At 41.5% G+C, this 15,882-nt stretch carries 15 protein-coding genes and 2 pseudogenes; 6 read left to right on the top strand and 11 right to left on the bottom strand.

Translation table 11 applies throughout. From position 1 onward, the window contains the following. Positions 1–142 precede the first annotated feature (142 nt). A complete protein-coding gene (locus tag LC653_RS23355; protein ID WP_229497112.1) occupies positions 143–352 on the top strand; it encodes a hypothetical protein in 210 nt (69 codons plus the stop codon). Positions 353–556: 204 nt separating this feature from the next. Here the strand turns inward: LC653_RS23355 and LC653_RS23350 are convergent. The 6 genes and pseudogenes from LC653_RS23350 to LC653_RS23325 form a co-directional block, all read right to left on the bottom strand. Next, a pseudogene (locus LC653_RS23350) lies at positions 557–742 on the bottom strand (winged helix-turn-helix domain-containing protein); the annotation flags it as partial. Positions 743–745: 3 nt separating this feature from the next. After that, positions 746–862 (bottom strand): annotated as a pseudogene (locus LC653_RS23345) (efflux RND transporter permease subunit); the annotation flags it as partial. Positions 863–1,028: 166 nt separating this feature from the next. Continuing rightward, entirely contained in the window at positions 1,029–1,727 is a 699-nt protein-coding gene (locus tag LC653_RS23340) for a DUF305 domain-containing protein (RefSeq protein ID WP_229497111.1), read from the bottom strand. Between the two features lie 118 nt (positions 1,728–1,845). Further along, a complete protein-coding gene (locus tag LC653_RS23335; protein WP_229497110.1) occupies positions 1,846–4,086 on the bottom strand; it encodes a dynamin family protein in 2,241 nt (746 codons plus the stop codon). A 262-nt stretch (positions 4,087–4,348) separates the two neighbouring features. Then, entirely contained in the window at positions 4,349–6,430 is a 2,082-nt protein-coding gene (locus LC653_RS23330) for a dynamin family protein (RefSeq protein ID WP_229497114.1), read from the bottom strand. A 16-nt stretch (positions 6,431–6,446) separates the two neighbouring features. Continuing rightward, a complete protein-coding gene (locus LC653_RS23325) occupies positions 6,447–6,773 on the bottom strand; it encodes a DUF3040 domain-containing protein (protein ID WP_229497109.1) in 327 nt (108 codons plus the stop codon). A 336-nt stretch (positions 6,774–7,109) separates the two neighbouring features. On the opposite strand from LC653_RS23325, the gene LC653_RS23320 reads away from it, so the two are divergent. From LC653_RS23320 to LC653_RS23305, 4 genes are all read left to right on the top strand, one after another. Beyond that, positions 7,110–7,694, top strand: a complete 585-nt coding sequence (locus tag LC653_RS23320) for a Uma2 family endonuclease (protein WP_229497108.1) — start codon at positions 7,110–7,112, stop codon at positions 7,692–7,694. Between the two features lie 258 nt (positions 7,695–7,952). Then, on the top strand, positions 7,953–8,927 hold the full coding sequence (locus LC653_RS23315; protein ID WP_229497107.1) for a cysteine synthase A: 975 nt from the start codon (positions 7,953–7,955) through the stop codon (positions 8,925–8,927). A 115-nt stretch (positions 8,928–9,042) separates the two neighbouring features. Next, positions 9,043–9,381, top strand: a complete 339-nt coding sequence (locus tag LC653_RS23310; RefSeq protein ID WP_229497106.1) for a (2Fe-2S) ferredoxin domain-containing protein — start codon at positions 9,043–9,045, stop codon at positions 9,379–9,381. A gap of 48 nt (positions 9,382–9,429) precedes the next feature. After that, positions 9,430–10,344 (top strand): DUF5331 domain-containing protein, encoded by a 915-nt coding sequence (locus LC653_RS23305; protein WP_229497105.1) that lies wholly within the window; start codon positions 9,430–9,432, stop codon positions 10,342–10,344. Between the two features lie 156 nt (positions 10,345–10,500). Here LC653_RS23305 and ygfZ read toward each other — a convergent pair whose 3' ends face one another. The 5 genes from ygfZ to LC653_RS23280 form a co-directional block, all read right to left on the bottom strand. Then, positions 10,501–11,496, bottom strand: coding sequence for a CAF17-like 4Fe-4S cluster assembly/insertion protein YgfZ (gene ygfZ, locus LC653_RS23300; protein WP_229497104.1), 996 nt, complete (start codon positions 11,494–11,496; stop codon positions 10,501–10,503). A gap of 393 nt (positions 11,497–11,889) precedes the next feature. Then, a complete protein-coding gene (locus LC653_RS23295; RefSeq protein ID WP_229497103.1) occupies positions 11,890–12,219 on the bottom strand; it encodes a Txe/YoeB family addiction module toxin in 330 nt (109 codons plus the stop codon). 9 nt (positions 12,220–12,228) lie between these two features. Then, positions 12,229–12,516: a type II toxin-antitoxin system Phd/YefM family antitoxin gene (locus tag LC653_RS23290; RefSeq protein WP_229497102.1), complete on the bottom strand. Its 288-nt coding sequence runs from the start codon at positions 12,514–12,516 to the stop codon at positions 12,229–12,231. A gap of 151 nt (positions 12,517–12,667) precedes the next feature. Beyond that, the gene (locus tag LC653_RS23285; RefSeq protein WP_229497101.1) at positions 12,668–12,856 is read right to left on the bottom strand and encodes a hypothetical protein; all 189 of its coding nucleotides are present in this window, start codon (positions 12,854–12,856) and stop codon (positions 12,668–12,670) included. Positions 12,857–13,195: 339 nt separating this feature from the next. Continuing rightward, on the bottom strand, positions 13,196–13,684 hold the full coding sequence (locus LC653_RS23280; protein ID WP_229497100.1) for a hypothetical protein: 489 nt from the start codon (positions 13,682–13,684) through the stop codon (positions 13,196–13,198). Positions 13,685–13,847: 163 nt separating this feature from the next. Here LC653_RS23280 and LC653_RS23275 point away from each other — a divergent pair, with 163 nt between their 5' ends. Next, positions 13,848–15,776 (top strand): serine/threonine protein kinase, encoded by a 1,929-nt coding sequence (locus LC653_RS23275; protein ID WP_229497099.1) that lies wholly within the window; start codon positions 13,848–13,850, stop codon positions 15,774–15,776. The last annotated feature ends 106 nt before the right edge of the window (positions 15,777–15,882 follow it).

Raw genomic sequence — 15,882 nt, 5'->3', positions numbered from 1 at the left:
CCGAAGATGGTTCGGTTGGAGGTACGCATGACAAGCGCCAAATCATTGAGGAGCCGGATGAGGTCGAAAGTCTCACGTCCGGTTTTGTAGACGAGCGGTTCTCGTGAGGGAATCGCTTAGTTTAACTATACACGGTGCAACCATGCCATATAACGACATTCAACGGTGGAATTATCACAAGCTTCATGAAATTTTTGCTAGTAATGGCTGGGGCATTAAAGTAAGCACTGAGTCTGAGTTAGAGTCGGCATTGCAAAAAGCCGAGCAAAATCGCAACCAACTTGCTTTTATTGAAGTCGTGATGGGCAAAATGGACAGCCCAGAAATTCTTTTGAAGATGTTGCAAAATTAGGGTATTTACCAGTAATAAAATGCACCGCCTCCTTACCTTTGTAGACGTTGCTCTCTTTGATGAGGTTTCTTAAAGTTATTAGTTATACCTGAAATTCCGCTATTGCTGCGGTCGGGCAACAGGTAATTGGGCGATCGCATCTAGCAACCTTTGCAGATAATTGGGAGAACCAGGAAATGAGTATCTATGACGATTATTTCACTCTTAAGAACGGGAAGTTTCATCGGTGAGATTGAGACGATATCCCACACCATGCATAGTTTCAATGGGGTTCCCACAACCACTATTAGCTAATCTGCGGCGCAGCAAACGTATTTGAGCCGCCACCACGTTACTAACAGGTTCTGCACTCACCTCCCAAAGCTGATTGCGAATCTGTTCAGTTGTGACATGAGAATATAAAGCGGGGATAACTAACAGTGTTAATGCTGTCGAGGTAAATAAGCCACCTAATACTACTATCGAAAGGGGTTGCAAAATTTCTTTACCAGGGCCACTCTCAACTACTAATCAACCCAACGACTTGCTCAGGGCAGGCAAAAGCTCAGTGACCCTCGTAGACATCGCTCCTGAAATTCCCAACCGCAAATGCATATTGGTTACTTGCCGATTTACACAGATACTTATAAAACTTCCGCAAAAACCATATTACGAATTACGAATTACGAATTACGAATTACTTGTTGTACCAAGCTTTTCGCCACTGTTGCATTTGTTTAATCTCTATATCTTGGGCTTTAACAATTTCTTGGGCTAATTGCTTGATTTCAGGGCGCTTAGACTTACTTAAGACATCTTTAGCCATTGTTACAGCCCCTTCGTGGTGAGGAATCATCGCATTGATAAAGCGTAGATCAAATTCTGCATCAGCTGCACCTAAATCCTGACTCATCATCATAGTTTGCATTTGGTCAGATGACATTTCCATCATGTGGCCCATTTGGCTGTTGTAAGCCATTGGTTTATCTCCCGCCTTGGGATACCAAGCTTGTCGCCACTGCTTCATCTGAGTGATTTCTTGGTTTTGCGATTTGATAATATTGTCTGCTAATTTTTTGATTTCAGGACGTTTTGATTTCTGCTGCGCTTCTTTAGCCATTTCCACAGCCCCTTGATGGTGCGGTGTCATAGCGTCGATAAATCGTATATCAAAATTAGCATCGGCTGGGCCTAAATCCATTCCCATGCTGTGATTCATCATGCCACCACCGTGATTCATCATCTGCTTATCATTAGCATTAGTGACAGTTTCCTTTGGCGCTTGGGTTTGGTTCTGGGAAGCAGTATTGGTACAGGCTGTGACTAACCCACCTGCAGAAGCGATCGCAGTCAAGGTTAACGCCAAAAACCCATTCCTCAAAGATAGCAGTTGCATAAATCTCACCTAACAGTTTCCTAATTCTATATTTACTTCTTAGCTTTGCAGCCAGAAATGAAATTAGGATGAAATCTAAAGAAACCCAACTTCTTTGATAAGTCGGGGTTCTTGTTGTTCATTTATCACTTAAAGTTGTGTAAGCTTCATTAACTAAGTGCATTTTCTCTTGTGCTTGTTTTTGCAGTTGTGGTTGATTCACAAACAAATCTGGATGCCATTTTTTTACTAAATTTCGATAAGCCTGTTTTACCTCAGCCAAAGAAGCATTTGTTTGCAATCCTAAAATGCTATAGGCGCGAGTAATCTTATCTTTTTCCGTCTGGGTTTTTGGTTGGTTGGATGCTTTGTTGCGTTGAGTTGTATTTTGCTGTTTGCCAGTTTGAGAACCAGGCGATGTCTGACGACAAGCCTTAGGGCTACGCATCTCTGCTTTCATTCGCGCTATTTCCTCATTGAGTTCCCAATCACGAAATTTCGCCTCCACCTCTTCGGGACGCAAAGAAGGAGAAGCTTTTGGCGGTGGAGAAACTGATTCTACCTTTGTCTGAGTATTCTTAGGAGTATTTTCCTGTTGTTGCTTAACACCAGTATCTTTCTTAGGAGAAGTTTGAACTCTCTTTGGCTGTGGCGAATATTTTCTATTACTGTTGCTATATTTGGGTATGTCTTTATAAAGTTGATGAGTTGAGGATATTTTGACTTTTTCTAACTCTCGTAGCAACTGATTAAAACCATTTTGCAATTGCTGCAAACTTTCACGTTTTTTAGTAATCTCTAGCGGCTCTTGACTAATTTCAAAACAAATTACTTTTTCGGCTTTCTGTTCATATTCAGCCAAAATATATAACCCTTGACTACTGAAGCCAGATAAATAATCTTCAATTGCAGTTATACAAAGTTTAGCAACTTCCTGATGATAAGATTCCTTTGCTAATTGATCGTCTTGTTTTTGAATATTCTTGTTTAGCAAATAAGAAATACTCCCTACGACAGCAGCACCAACTGGCCCGCCTAACAACCAACCAATACCCCCACCAACAGCGATAGAACCAGGTTCACTCAAATCATCAGTATTGCTTGGCTTTGATGGTAATATTACTTGTGGTTCGCTAGGAAAGGCAATTATTAAATCTTGCGGTCGTTCTTCTTGGAAAAATTCGTAAGCTTGATAAAGCCATTTTACCACAGCAAATTGTAACTGAGTCAGGTCTTTTTTAAGAGTATTTGTTTGCCAAACTTTAAAGTGATTTTCAGCCAATGCAACTGCTGCATCAGCTTGATATTTTGTAAGTAGATTGGGTAATGCTAGCCAATTGCGTAACTCTCTCAAACTAGTAGTAAAACCTTTAGAAATTAAGTCGGCTGCTTTTCGTTTAATTTCAATTTTAGTATTTTCTTTATCATCAAAGGATTTTATTTCAATAGCAATCGGGTCAATTTTAGCTTTTAATGAGAGTTGGATTTGAGAAGCGATCGCTTGCACTCTTGGCAAACGCACAGTACCACGATTTGGTTGCAAAATCCCCACAATATTTTGCAAAGCTGTTTCAAAAGCCGCTAACCCGCTACTATTAGCAGCAGCAACATCGCCTTTTAATCTCGCTCTTAAAGCAGGTAAAGCATCAACGCGATATAAATTACTAAAACCTGGAGGTAATTCGGCTCGAAAGCTTTCTGCAACAAACAGCAAGCGATTTTGAACCTGTTTTTGCTCGTCGGGTTCGAGTAAGTTAAGAAAATTAGCGACAAAAATAACTGTTTTAATACCGCGATCTAATAGCCAATCTCGTAAGTTTTCCCGCTCACCTAAAGTCATTAACTTACGTGCATCTAATAATTGTATAACTAAATCTGCACTTAAAAGTTCTTCTCGGACTAAATTATCTTGTTCATCTCTATCATTTGTTCCCGGTAAATCGAGAAATTCTACACCTGTTTCCAAAAATGGATGCGGACAAAAAACTTCCACAGATGCTATATCTTTTCGCATCTGCCTATTACCATCAAGAATTGCAAATTGCTGTAAAACCTCTGTGCCACTGCGATAGATTTCTTTACCATCTACCAACATAATGCGAGTTCGCACATCAGAACCATACTTGACAGTAATCGCTGCGCCTGTGGTGGGGATTAAATCAATTGGTAAGGTGCGATTCCCTAACATGGCATTCAGTAAAGTAGATTTGCCATGATTAAAGGGGCCAAATACCGCAATCCGAAAGCTAGGATTAACGAGATGATTGCAGATGGTAATTATATCTTGATGCAGTTGCGATTTGCGTTCTAAATTCAGTAATGCAGATGCAGATTTGAGAGAATCTGCTAAATCCTTATAATCTTTATACTGTTGTTGCATAGTTCCTTGTTCCCAGTCTCCGCCTGGTAATGCTAATCATTGAGGTACGACCTCACATTCTTAAGTAGGTAGGCATAATTAAACATACAATAAAATCCTAGTTTGTAGTGAGCTATTCATCGCTCATCGCAAAGTTTCCTAGGACTAAAGTCCTTACTACAAACTTTAATTTATTTACGTTTAGTTACTTATAGATATGGGAGGCTCCGCCTCCCAGTAGGTATTCCCAGCTATAAGCTGGGAACGAGAGTAATGAGATTTATCAACTATAATAAGCTAATAAATTGCTATACGCCGCCTCGATTTTTTGCAACTGAGCTATTACATCTTCTTGTAAATTTTTTAACCGATTGAACTCACCCTCACGATTTATTTCACGGGTTTGTTTCTGCTTGACTAGATTATCTAATTCAGATTTACGAGATACAATATCATCGTTAATCCGCTTACTCACTTCTCTTTCGTAAGAGTCAAAACACTCTTTGACGGCATTGTATACAACCTGAGATTGCTCATGTGCAACTTGGGGGAGATGTTTAACTAACTCTTTTTTCGCCGTTTTAACTAATTCTTTACGCGCTTGATCTGCTTGCAAAAATCCTACTCCTAAACCTAGCAGTGCAAACCCGATGGGGCCAAGAAAAATACCTGTCACTGCTGTAATTATCCCGCCAATGCCAATTACAGTAAAGTAGTTTAACAAGATATTTTTCCAATCAAATCCGGCTCCTGCTAGTGCGAAACCAGCAAGATTTCCCTTAGACAGTGATAACAATCCCATTGCCCATTTTGCCCAGCTTGGAGAGTTATCTTCTTCAGCTGTAGTAGTGGCATTTACTTTGACGTTTTGTCCGGTGAGTTTTTCTGTGATTTTATCTGTGACTTGACTGTAAGACGCGCCATATTGTGCAGCACTGCGAGAAAGTTCTTTAAATGCGGCATTGATATCTTTTTCAGCAGTTAATGTCCAAGCAGCAGATTTGTCAGTGATATATTGCTCAAAGGCTTTTTGCAATGCGGTGTTAAATGCTTCTCGTTTACCACTACTGAGAAAATCAAACAGATTTAATTCCGGCTGATAGCGCAAGAAATCGGTTTCAAAGGTATTACCTAAATTTAAAACGTAGCTGCGAAAAGATTCGGAAATTGTTCTTGCTTGAGTGTCTCTGGTATTGATAATTTCTTTTTGGAATTCATCTCGAATACCTGTGAGTTTGTTAAACTCTGGTTCTACTGAATCAATGCGTTTTTTTAATTCATTTACATCTTGGTCAAGTAATGGTATGCGCCTTGCAACTGCTTCGCGGGTATGATTGCAGGCAAGTCTTGCTAAGGTTCTCACTTGACGAAGTTCTGCGATCGCACGTTCTCTGGTAAGAAAAGTATTAAGCGAATCCATAAACTTTGGAAAGCCAGTCCCCTCTAAATCAGCTTGAGGGTTCTTCAACCGTCGTCTGAGTGCTTGAATTGACGAAAGCTCAAACACTCGTTCGTCATAAATATTCTGACCTTCTACAGTACAATATTCTGCTAAATTCGCGTTAAATACTTGCCGCAATCTATTCTCAGATGCTTGTAATTCTTCAACATCATCAGGATCAATCAATGATTCCCGCACCTGATCCCAAGCATTAACTAAGAAGAAAACTGTCAATCCTCGACCTTTGATATAATTTTCTAGGTAGCGACGCTCACCCAAGGTACAAGGTTGAGAAGCTCTCATCACAAACAAAATCGCATGGCAGTTATTTACATAACCCAAAGATAATTCGTTTCGCGCTTCTGTATCATTCAATCCTGGACTATCGACAATTTCAATTCCCTTTTCTAGTAGCGTTAAGGGATACTCAACTACTGCATAATCAACATCGGGAAATGCTTGTTTTTTCTCCTGCTCTAGTTTTTTAGCTTCAGCCGGATCAATGGTATATTTATATTTAAAGTTCTGAAAATCTAGCTTTTGCGGGCTTTTTCCATCATTAAAATGAATGGTAACTTTCTTTTCTGACCCATAGCGTAAAACTGTTAACACTGCGGTACAAGGGTTAACATCACTTGGTAATAAGTTTTCCCCAATTAAGGCGTTGAGAAACGTACTTTTTCCGCGTTTCATATCGCCTAACACTAAAAGACGAAATACACCTTGGCGGAGGTTTTTACTAGCTATTGTAATATCTTCAATATCTCGCTCTAAACTGAGTTTACCTGATGAAGAGTCTCCAGCCAACTCAGCTTGATTAATTGTTTCAGCTAGTTTACTTAAACATACAGAAATCTCCGATCGCACTTGAGCAACGCGCTCTAAATCTTGGATAAATCTGTCAGTTGCTACCCGTTCGCTCATCATAATTACACCTTAATTAAAGATTGGTTTTTTTAGATTCCAAAAATAATTTGTAAGACATCCACCCCAGTGCAGCAACAATAATAAACCCAGCCAACACTGAGGCTATTCTCACTGCAACCAGCGCTACCACACCAAGAACAAAGAGTTTTCCACCCAGAATTACTTTTTTCATCCAAGGTTTTTGGGAATTTTCTGGCTGATGCTTTACAGTTTGATGAAAAGCCGCATCGTTAGCATGGATGTTACTTTCCATTTCCCGGAGTCGCAATTCAACTTCTCGTTCTCGTAATATACGTTCTCGGTGTTCAAGTTCTTTTTCGCGATCGCTTTCAGATGTCATCGGTATCCATCCCGTCTAAGACAAAGAAAAGATGTTAGTATTCGCTCGTTATTCATACTGTATCGTAACTCACGTAAATATTTAACAACCCCAGTAAAATTACTATTTTAATTTTCATTGCCTGCTAAACTTAAGTTGGAGTTAAATACCACAAAATACACCTGCTTTCCAGAAAATTGTGGCGAAAACGAATATTACCGTCTCACCAAAAGAATGACTTGCGTAAGAATAAGAAATACAAGCCAGTCCTTGCTAAATTCAACAGTAACAATGGTTTGGGAGAGAATAAGAAATACAAGCCAGTCGGGTAGACAGCAAAACCTAGAGGAAATCATTATGTTTTCATCCCCTTTAGTTGTGCAAATTCCTCCCTCAATGCAAATGACAGACGAGCATTTTTTTGACTTTTGCCAGGTTAATCGTGGCTTACGCATTGAGCGGAATCAATTTGGAGAAATATCAATTATGTCCCCCACTGGTTCAGAGACAGGTAATCGTAACTTCAACGTTGCCTTACAGCTAGGAGTTTGGGCAGAAAAAGACGGGACAGGTATTTGTTTTGACTCCAGCACAGGATTTAAGCTATCAACAGGTGCAGATAGATCACCTGATGTTTCCTGGATTAAACTGGAACGGTGGAATGCTCTCTCCCAAGAAAAACAGCAAAGATTTGCCCCCATCTGTCCAGATTTTGTAGTTGAACTGAGGTCGCCTTCTGATAACCTCCAACCGTTGAAGGAAAAAATGGAGGAATATATCAGGGAGCCAGGAGTACAGCTAGGCTTGCTAATTGACCGCAAGCATCGCCGAGTCTATATTTATCGTCCTGGTGTGCCAGAGGAATGTCTGGAAAATCCTGCGACTGTTAGCGGTGAATCAGTATTGCCTGGGTTTGTTCTGAATATGAGTAAAGTTTGGTAGTGTACGCCTGTGTTGTCTGTGCCTAATAAGATTAAATAAAAGACTTTTGAACCGCTCCAGACGCAGAGAAGCCAGTGCGCCCTTGCGGTTAAGAGACTTGAAGCAACTGGCGCGGCGCAGAGAGAAAAAAAGAGATTTTACCAGTCACCTTGAAAAGGCTGGTCTATAGGCATCATAGGATTTTAGGCAAATCAGTTGTAAATTATGCCACCGCTATAAGCCAAAATTTTTATAGATACTCACACAGGTATAGCCAAAATGGATATTAAGAATGGCTTCGTCGGCGCTGTTGGTAACACACCCCTAATTCGCTTAAACAGTTTCAGTGAAGAAACAGGATGTGAAATCCTCGCTAAAGCTGAATTTCTCAATCCTGGCGGTTCCGTCAAAGACCGCGCCGCACTTTATATCATCCAAGACGCAGAAGAGAAAGGTTTACTCAAACCCGGTGGCACAGTTGTAGAAGGAACTGCTGGTAATACTGGCATTGGACTAGCGCATATTTGCAACGCCAAAGGCTACAAATGCCTAATTATTATTCCCGATACTCAGTCACAAGAAAAAATAGACGCACTAACAGCACTAGGCGCAGAAGTTCGTCCCATCCCCGCCGTACCCTACAAAGACCCAAACAACTATGTCAAGCTATCTGGCAGAGTTGCTGCTGAGTTGGAAAACGCTATTTGGGCGAATCAGTTTGATAACTTAGCCAACCGCCGCGCCCATTACGAAACCACAGGGCCGGAAATTTGGACACAGACAGATGGTAAAATAGATGCATGGACAACTGCAACTGGTACTGGTGGTACTTATGCTGGTGTGGCGTTGTACTTGAAAGAACAAAATCCGGCCATTAAATGCGTTGTTGCCGATCCATTGGGTAGTGGACTTTATAGCTATGTCAAAACCGGCGAAATCAATATAGAAGGAAATTCTATCACCGAAGGCATCGGTAATGGTCGTGTCACAGCCAATATGGAAGGCGCACCTGCTGATGATGCCATCCAAATCGATGACCAAGAAGCTTTACGGGTAGTTTACCAACTGCTAAGGAAAGATGGATTGTTGATGGGCGGTTCAACAGGTATTAATGTTGGCGCAGCTGTTGCCCTAGCGAAGCAGTTGGGGCCAGGACATACCATTGTCACCATATTATGTGATAGTGGTTCCCGCTATCAGTCGCGGATATTTAACCCTGAATGGCTAGCCTCAAAAGGACTTTCAATAGATTAGTCATTAGTCATTAGTCATTGGTCATTGGTCATTGGTCATTGGTCATTAGCAAAGGACAACTGACAAAGGACAACTGACGAATGACAAATGACAAAGAACAAAGAACAAAGGACAAATGAACAACATAACTCAACCATCAAACTTCCCCACAATAGACCAACCCTCTTCTCCTAAATGTGTGCGGGTTTGTCAAAATCGCACTTGCAAAAAGCAAGGTGCAACCAAGGTATTAGCAGCATTTGCAGCTTTGCCAATCCCTGGTGTAACAGTAACAGCTAGCAGCTGTTTGGGACAATGCGGCAATGGGCCGATGGTACTGGTATTACCCGATATGGTCTGGTATAGCGGTGTTCAACCCGATGAAGTATCTCTACTGATAGAAAATCATTTGCTAGGTGGTCAAAGAGTCCAACAGATGCTCTATTATCGGTTTCATCCCCAGAAATCAAACTAGTTAACAATATCAATGTCTGCAATCCTGTTGACTGAAGTGAGGCATCCAATGAATATCCAACAGCTGCGTCAATCCTTAAAACAAAAGTGGCTGAGTTACTACGAGCAAAATATTTCGTGGCTGGTTAAAATGCGAATTTGGGGCACTTACGATGGTCTGCGCCGTCCTTTGTCCGGTTTTATTTTGGCAACACTCTCTGTTTTAGAACCCCAGTTTGATGAAATACTTGCTTTTATGCTGGATCTGAATAACGATCCAGATAAAATAGTCGCCGCTTTAGGTCTTAACTTCAATCCTGATGAAGAGTTAGGTTTAATAAAATTAGACCATTCTATGGCTATAACCCAAGTTGAAAGCGAGTCGCCAGATGAGAAGCATTCTGAGGATAAATTTCTGTCATCGGCTGTAACTGCCAGCAAGATTGCGCTTCATTCTCTTGCCAAGACTCTAGACTCCAACTTGTTACGCGCCGATGAACTTGTACCATCGATTACAGCTACCACTGAAGTAGTTCGCACACGCAAACCGGAGTTGGTAGTAGCAAATGCAACTAAAATTGCTCCAGACACTCCGGTAAAAACGCCATCCTCCGGTTTTTTAAGCGAATATCAACCAATAGGATCGCACTCTGCGCTGACAATGACTGCTGAGGTTAACAGCAAAGCTAAAACTATGCCATCTATAGCATTAGCTACTGAAGTTAAAAGCAACGCGCCATCTGTCAGAATCCCTATAGGCGCATCATTGGCAATTACCACTGAGATTTCTAGTAATGGTAAACCAGTGCGATCGCTAGCAATTACTACTGAGGTTAAAAGCAACGGCAAACATCCGAATATTCAACCAGAAGATGTTAAGAGCAAAGTGAATCTAGCAACCACTAATGCCCGTAGTATAGCTTCTTGGGTAGATGAATTTTGTCAAGGTACTAGATGGGACGAGAAAAAGGATATTTTTATTTGAACAATGATAACAAGAGATGGAGCGCCAAAAAGCGATTACAATAAGAGACGCGAACGGATTGCGGCACGTTAGCGTAGCGGGGCGAAGCCCAGTTAAACTTCGCGTCTGTACTCTTTCTTAATTACGAATTACGAATTACGAATTAGGAATTACGAATTATGGGTAATCATGAGAAACAAACGGGATTTCTATGACTTCACCTTCAGTTTCTCCCACTTTGACTTTCAACCCCACGCCACCAGCTTTAGTGCGAATGTAACCTAATCCAAAGTAACCATCAGCCGTTTGGGTGTAACTGGTAAGTTTGCCGACCTTTTCATCTCCAACTGCGATCGCACTTCCAACTGCCGCAGGGGCACTGAGTCGTATACCCAAAAGGTGTTGTTTTACACCTTTATATGTATTTAATCGCGCGATAGTTTCTTGCCCAATATAGCAACCTTTAGTAAAAGAAATTGTTTGCCACAAACCAACTTCCAGAGGATTGTAATCATCTGTGAGTTCCGCATCTGGGGCGGGGCGGCCTTGTAAGATTCGCAATGCATCCCAGGCGCGATCGCTCATCTCTACCGCCCCAGCTTCTAACAATTTGTTCCACACCGAAGATTTATCAGTATAAGGGAAAGTAAAAGTGTATCCGGGAGCAGCTAACCCACTACCCACAGCAATCCGCACTCCTTCAGCCGCAGCAATGGTGTATACTTTGTGACTACCATAAGGTTGCCCGATGAGTTCGCTAATACCCAACTTTTCTAAAACAGCGTCGCTTCCTGGGCCAATGAGGCTGAAGGTGTTGGTGTATTCTGTGATATCAGATAATTCCACCTTATCGGCAAAGAAAATATATTTATCCAGCCATTCCATGAGATATTGGCGGCGGTTGGGTGAAACTAGCAGGATTACTGCATCTTCTCTAACGTAGGCGGTTGCTAAATCAATTGTCCTGGCTGTGGAGGTGACGAAAACCGTATCACAACCTTGTCCAGGCTTGAGTATTTGGAAATTGTTAGTACTTTGGTTGTGTAAGAAATTGAGGCGATCGTCGCCAGATACTTTGATGCGTCCCCAGCCAGAGCGATCGCATATAGCAGCCCCAACTCTGGCGGCTTGGATAGCTGCTGCGTCTTTATCGTCAATTGTAGATGTTGGCATGGTGATCAGAAGTTGCCCTGTTTCAATGTTGTCGCACTGGAAATCTTAGCAAATAAGCGTTTGCGGCTTCAATGCACCTCCGGTTTTCTTCTAGCGTATAATCAACATTGCGATTTTGTTAAGAACATTAAAGCTGTCGTTACGACACTAAGTTCTGTCGTGACCAAAATCACAATTTTATTAAGAACGTTAAAGCTGTCGTTACGACACTAAGTTCTGTCGTGACCAAAATCACGATTTTGTTAAGAACGTTAAAGCTGTCGTTAGCAAAATCACGATTTTGTTAAGAATATTGAAGCTGTCGTTACGACATTAAGTTCTGTCGTTATGAGAGTGATAACGGCGATTCATGGCGATCGCTCTTTTTCAAAATTACATTATTTAATTATGAAATTAGCGATCGCCATAATGGTATCGCGCCTGAATAAACTCAACTCGGTCATCACTTACTACGTAAACAATCCGGTCAGTTTGAGTGATTCGGCGCGACCATATATTTGCATCATAGTATCTCAATTTTTCAGGATTGCCTGTCCCTTCAAAGGGATTCCGCCTAATCTCTTCAACTAAAGATAAGACGCGGAGTGCAGTTTTTCTATTTGTCTCTACCCAGTAGGTAAGGTCTTCCAGAAATCTCCGGTCAAAAACGAGGTTGCGTTCTAAATTATTCTCTTGAGAAACTTCAGATTGGGGAAGTGCGTCTGGTTCTAAATTATCCGACATTGAATTTATTTACTCTTCTTCGTAGAGCGAGAACTCTTTACGCAACTCGTCTATAGTTTGGGGCATATTAGTCTTAGCCTTAACACGTTGTAAAGCATCTAAAAGACGTGCTGCATTCTCAGGTGACTGGAACAAATATGCTGTCTCTATGATGCTGTTAAGTTCCGCAGTAGGTATGACGGATACACTTTCTGCACCTTCACGATTAACAACTACAGGTTCACGAGTGCTAATTACCTCTTCGTAAATTTTTTCAAAATTATTGCAAGCTTCGGTGTAGTTTGTTGTATTAGACATTTTTTGTTCCTTAATTTATCTGTTACTCTTTGCTGGCAGGTAACAAAAGAGTTGCCTCAGCTTGAATTTCTTGAATGATGGTTAAAATTTCCTGTTTCGATTCGATCTGCCTTGCTAGAACTTGAGCGGTTTATTCCAGTACCTACTCAGATCATAACTTGGCTAAATTTTGCCGCAAACCCTGCCCGATATATAACTTGAGCAAGGCTTCAAGTGACATATCTTGAGTGGCTGCTACTTTTTCGAGCGATCGCAATGTATCTGTTGGTATCTTTATTGATACTGTTTCTGTAGTACGGGGTCTTAAATGTAATTCTAATTCTTCTTCAGGCTTGTTCATATAGCTTTCTTTCAATGCGAGTAGTGCGATGATTGGTTGATTAGGATGGGGCGCGATCGCCTTTAGTGTCACAGTGCAATTACTGAGGCGAATATTTTCATTAGTAATTTAAGCTGTACGTGCTTTAGCTAAACTTTCCCTCACATAATTAATTATGTCCTCTGAACAGTTCCAAGCAGCACACGACAGCATATACAACACTGGCAGTCAAAAATTTTAGATCCCCCTAAATCCCCCTTCAAAAGGGGGACTTTGATTCCGGTTCCCCACTTTTTAAGGGGGGTTAGGGGGGATCTAAAAGTGCCTAAAGTCACAGCGAAACACTTTTCAAACAACCTCTTAACTCTCCGGCAATTTAGCAAACGCCTCCTCAACTAACTCCTTTGCCTTAGCATCCAAACGCAGCCAATCTACTTCACCGAATTCATCGATTAAACTAGTATCAATAACAGCAACTTCCTTCTCTGGGGTGTATTCAAGAAAACACACTTCGTAACACAGTTCCCACAAATCGATACTCGCTTCTTGCTGTTGACGCTGCAAACGTAGATGATATCCTGGATGGGGCATCGGCAGACGAGCCAGAGTCTCTCTGATTTCATCTGCTTCTTGGGGCGTTGCAGTTTCCATTGCTTGCAACAACTCAGTTACCAATGCTTTGATTTCATCAGTGGTGCTAGGCGGCCAAATCAGGACATCGTGGTAAGTTCCCGTCCAGGAAGATTCATCAAGGGACTTGCGGATATTGTCGATAACGCGAATGAAAGCAGGCTGCATGAGGATTTCAGCCTGCTGCCATGCAACTGAGTTTGTTATTTTAGGTGGCATTGGTAATAAACAGGGGCACTAAAAGAAAAATAAACAGTCTGCGTTTATTAAAAAGCTGCGTTTTTAATCTAAATCTTTTCTCAAGATAGCGGATTTCATTGAAGAAAATTTGGAGATATTTATTACCAGCTGGAAAATTAGGTAATAACTCTGGGGAATGAACATGATAGGCAAGCTACTAGACCATCGTTACCAAGTAATTCGAGTCCTCGCAATGGGAGGATTTGGTCAAACCTACATTGCCCAAGATACTAGGCGGCCAGGCAATCCCCTCTGCGTTGTCAAGCACCTCAAACCCGGAACTGACCCCAGAGTTTTTGATACTGCTAAACGCCTGTTCAACAGCGAAGCCGAAACTTTAGAAAAACTGGGCAATCATGACCAAATACCCAGGCTGCTGGCGTATTTTGACGAAAACCAAGAATTTTATTTAGTACAAGAATATATTGAAGGACATACCCTAGCTGAGGAACTTATATCTGGTAAGCGCTGGAGTGAAAGCCAAGTAATTCAACTATTGCAAGAAGTTCTGGAAATTCTCGAATTTGTCCATCGCCAAAGCGTGATTCACCGCGACATCAAACCGGATAATATCATCCGTCGCGCCTCAGATAATAAGTTAGTTTTAGTGGACTTTGGGGCAGTGAAACAACTGCGTACACAACTGGTAACAGTGGGCGGACAACCCTCTGCTACAGTAGTTATTGGCACTCCTGGCTATATGCCGACAGAACAAGGGCAAGGTAAACCCCGCCCCAACAGTGATATCTATTCCCTTGGCATCATTGCTATTCAAGCACTAACAGGATTATCACCAACAGAATTGCAAGAAGACCCAGAAACGGGGGAAATCATCTGGCGTCATTCAGTAACCGTGAACCATCGGCTGGCGGCAATGTTGACCAAGATGGTGCGTTATCACTTCAAAGACCGCTACCTAAACGCCACGCAAGCACTGCAAGCATGTAAAGAGGCGATTAATCCAGTACCAGCACTTTCCACACCTCAAGAATCCGCCAAAAATTCCGGTTACCAAACAGCTAAATCCCAGCCTCAAGTATCTCGGCTGCAAACGGTTGCAGTTGCACCAGCAAATCCTGTCCCCGCTAAACCTGCGCGTAAAGACTCTGACAAATCCGACCCATGGCCGATATTAATTGGCATATTATTGGCAGGTGGTACGGCTGCTTTGGTAGCAAATATATCTCCGAATGTGAAAAATTCAGTTTTTAATTTTACAGGTAACGATACTGCCTTAGCAAACAAATGCTCGGCTGTTGTCGTCAGAAATTCTAATATTCGTTCTGAACCTAGTTCGATAAATTCTGATAATATTGTGCAAACAGTTGCCGATAACACCAGTTTCGAGGTGACTGGCAAACGGACAAAACGAGGTTGGATAGAAGTTAAACTTAAATCTGGTCAATTGGCTTGGGCACGCTCGAATGTGATAACCAATAATCAAGAATGGGCTTCTTGCCTGCGCGAAAAAGGCATTGCAACTAGGATTGTAGATGATAGTAGGTTGATTGCAACTCGACCGGCTCCCAAGGCAAACCCAAAATCTAGGGATGTAGTAACTGCATTACCCGAAAAGCCGAAGGGGTCAACTGACGATGCTGGGAAAACAGAGCGATCGCAGCCTAATGATAACAGTGCCAATATTATAGAACAAGCAAGACAGAAGTATGAATCAGGAGATATAGTTAGAGCGATCGCCCTTTTAAGATCGGTTCCGGCAAATGCTGCTTCTGGTATCCAAGAGACGGGCAAAATGATTGCCCAGTGGCAAGAAGATTGGGCTAAGGCAGAGGCGTTATCTAATGAAATCAACAAAGCAATAGATGATGGGAAATGGGATAAAGTTTTAGATTATAGAAACCATCCAGAAAAGTTGCCTAATACTCAATATTGGCGAAATAGAATAGAACCATTATTTAAACAAGCAGCCGAAAATCTGGCAAAACAGGCACTTACTGAGCTAAAAAATCAAGGTAATCAAAAGAATACCCAACAGAAACTTCCCGATAGTAACCAACCTGCCACTAAAGAGAGTCATAATGCTACAGAAGCTCCGAAAGACGGTTTGTAATATCAAAGTTGATTAACCATCCTGTTTAAACATCTATTGATAATGAATAATAGATAATTTTATTACCTTTATTTATTACCAATAGACACGAAGATAAGGAAACTGT

This window comes from Nostoc mirabile CHAB5784 (genome assembly GCF_020829645.1).
Classification (GTDB): domain Bacteria; phylum Cyanobacteriota; class Cyanobacteriia; order Cyanobacteriales; family Nostocaceae; genus Nostoc; species Nostoc mirabile.
This window is presented reverse-complemented; position numbering and strand designations above follow the sequence as displayed.

Excerpts from the sequence above, each read along its gene's own strand:
- LC653_RS23295 (WP_229497103.1), bottom strand. The coding sequence starts at position 12,219 with ATGTCGGATAATTTAGAACCAGACGCACTTCCCCAATCTGAAGTTTCT.
- LC653_RS23275 (WP_229497099.1), top strand. The coding sequence starts at position 13,848 with ATGATAGGCAAGCTACTAGACCATCGTTACCAAGTAATTCGAGTCCTC.
- LC653_RS23320 (WP_229497108.1), top strand. The coding sequence starts at position 7,110 with ATGTTTTCATCCCCTTTAGTTGTGCAAATTCCTCCCTCAATGCAAATG.
- ygfZ (WP_229497104.1), bottom strand. The coding sequence starts at position 11,496 with ATGCCAACATCTACAATTGACGATAAAGACGCAGCAGCTATCCAAGCC.
- LC653_RS23310 (WP_229497106.1), top strand. The coding sequence starts at position 9,043 with ATGAACAACATAACTCAACCATCAAACTTCCCCACAATAGACCAACCC.
- LC653_RS23330 (WP_229497114.1), bottom strand. The coding sequence starts at position 6,430 with ATGAGCGAACGGGTAGCAACTGACAGATTTATCCAAGATTTAGAGCGC.
- LC653_RS23290 (WP_229497102.1), bottom strand. The coding sequence starts at position 12,516 with ATGTCTAATACAACAAACTACACCGAAGCTTGCAATAATTTTGAAAAA.
- LC653_RS23285 (WP_229497101.1), bottom strand. The coding sequence starts at position 12,856 with ATGAACAAGCCTGAAGAAGAATTAGAATTACATTTAAGACCCCGTACT.
- LC653_RS23280 (WP_229497100.1), bottom strand. The coding sequence starts at position 13,684 with ATGCCACCTAAAATAACAAACTCAGTTGCATGGCAGCAGGCTGAAATC.
- LC653_RS23315 (WP_229497107.1), top strand. The coding sequence starts at position 7,953 with ATGGATATTAAGAATGGCTTCGTCGGCGCTGTTGGTAACACACCCCTA.
- LC653_RS23340 (WP_229497111.1), bottom strand. The coding sequence starts at position 1,727 with ATGCAACTGCTATCTTTGAGGAATGGGTTTTTGGCGTTAACCTTGACT.
- LC653_RS23325 (WP_229497109.1), bottom strand. The coding sequence starts at position 6,773 with ATGACATCTGAAAGCGATCGCGAAAAAGAACTTGAACACCGAGAACGT.
- LC653_RS23305 (WP_229497105.1), top strand. The coding sequence starts at position 9,430 with ATGAATATCCAACAGCTGCGTCAATCCTTAAAACAAAAGTGGCTGAGT.
- LC653_RS23355 (WP_229497112.1), top strand. The coding sequence starts at position 143 with ATGCCATATAACGACATTCAACGGTGGAATTATCACAAGCTTCATGAA.
- LC653_RS23335 (WP_229497110.1), bottom strand. The coding sequence starts at position 4,086 with ATGCAACAACAGTATAAAGATTATAAGGATTTAGCAGATTCTCTCAAA.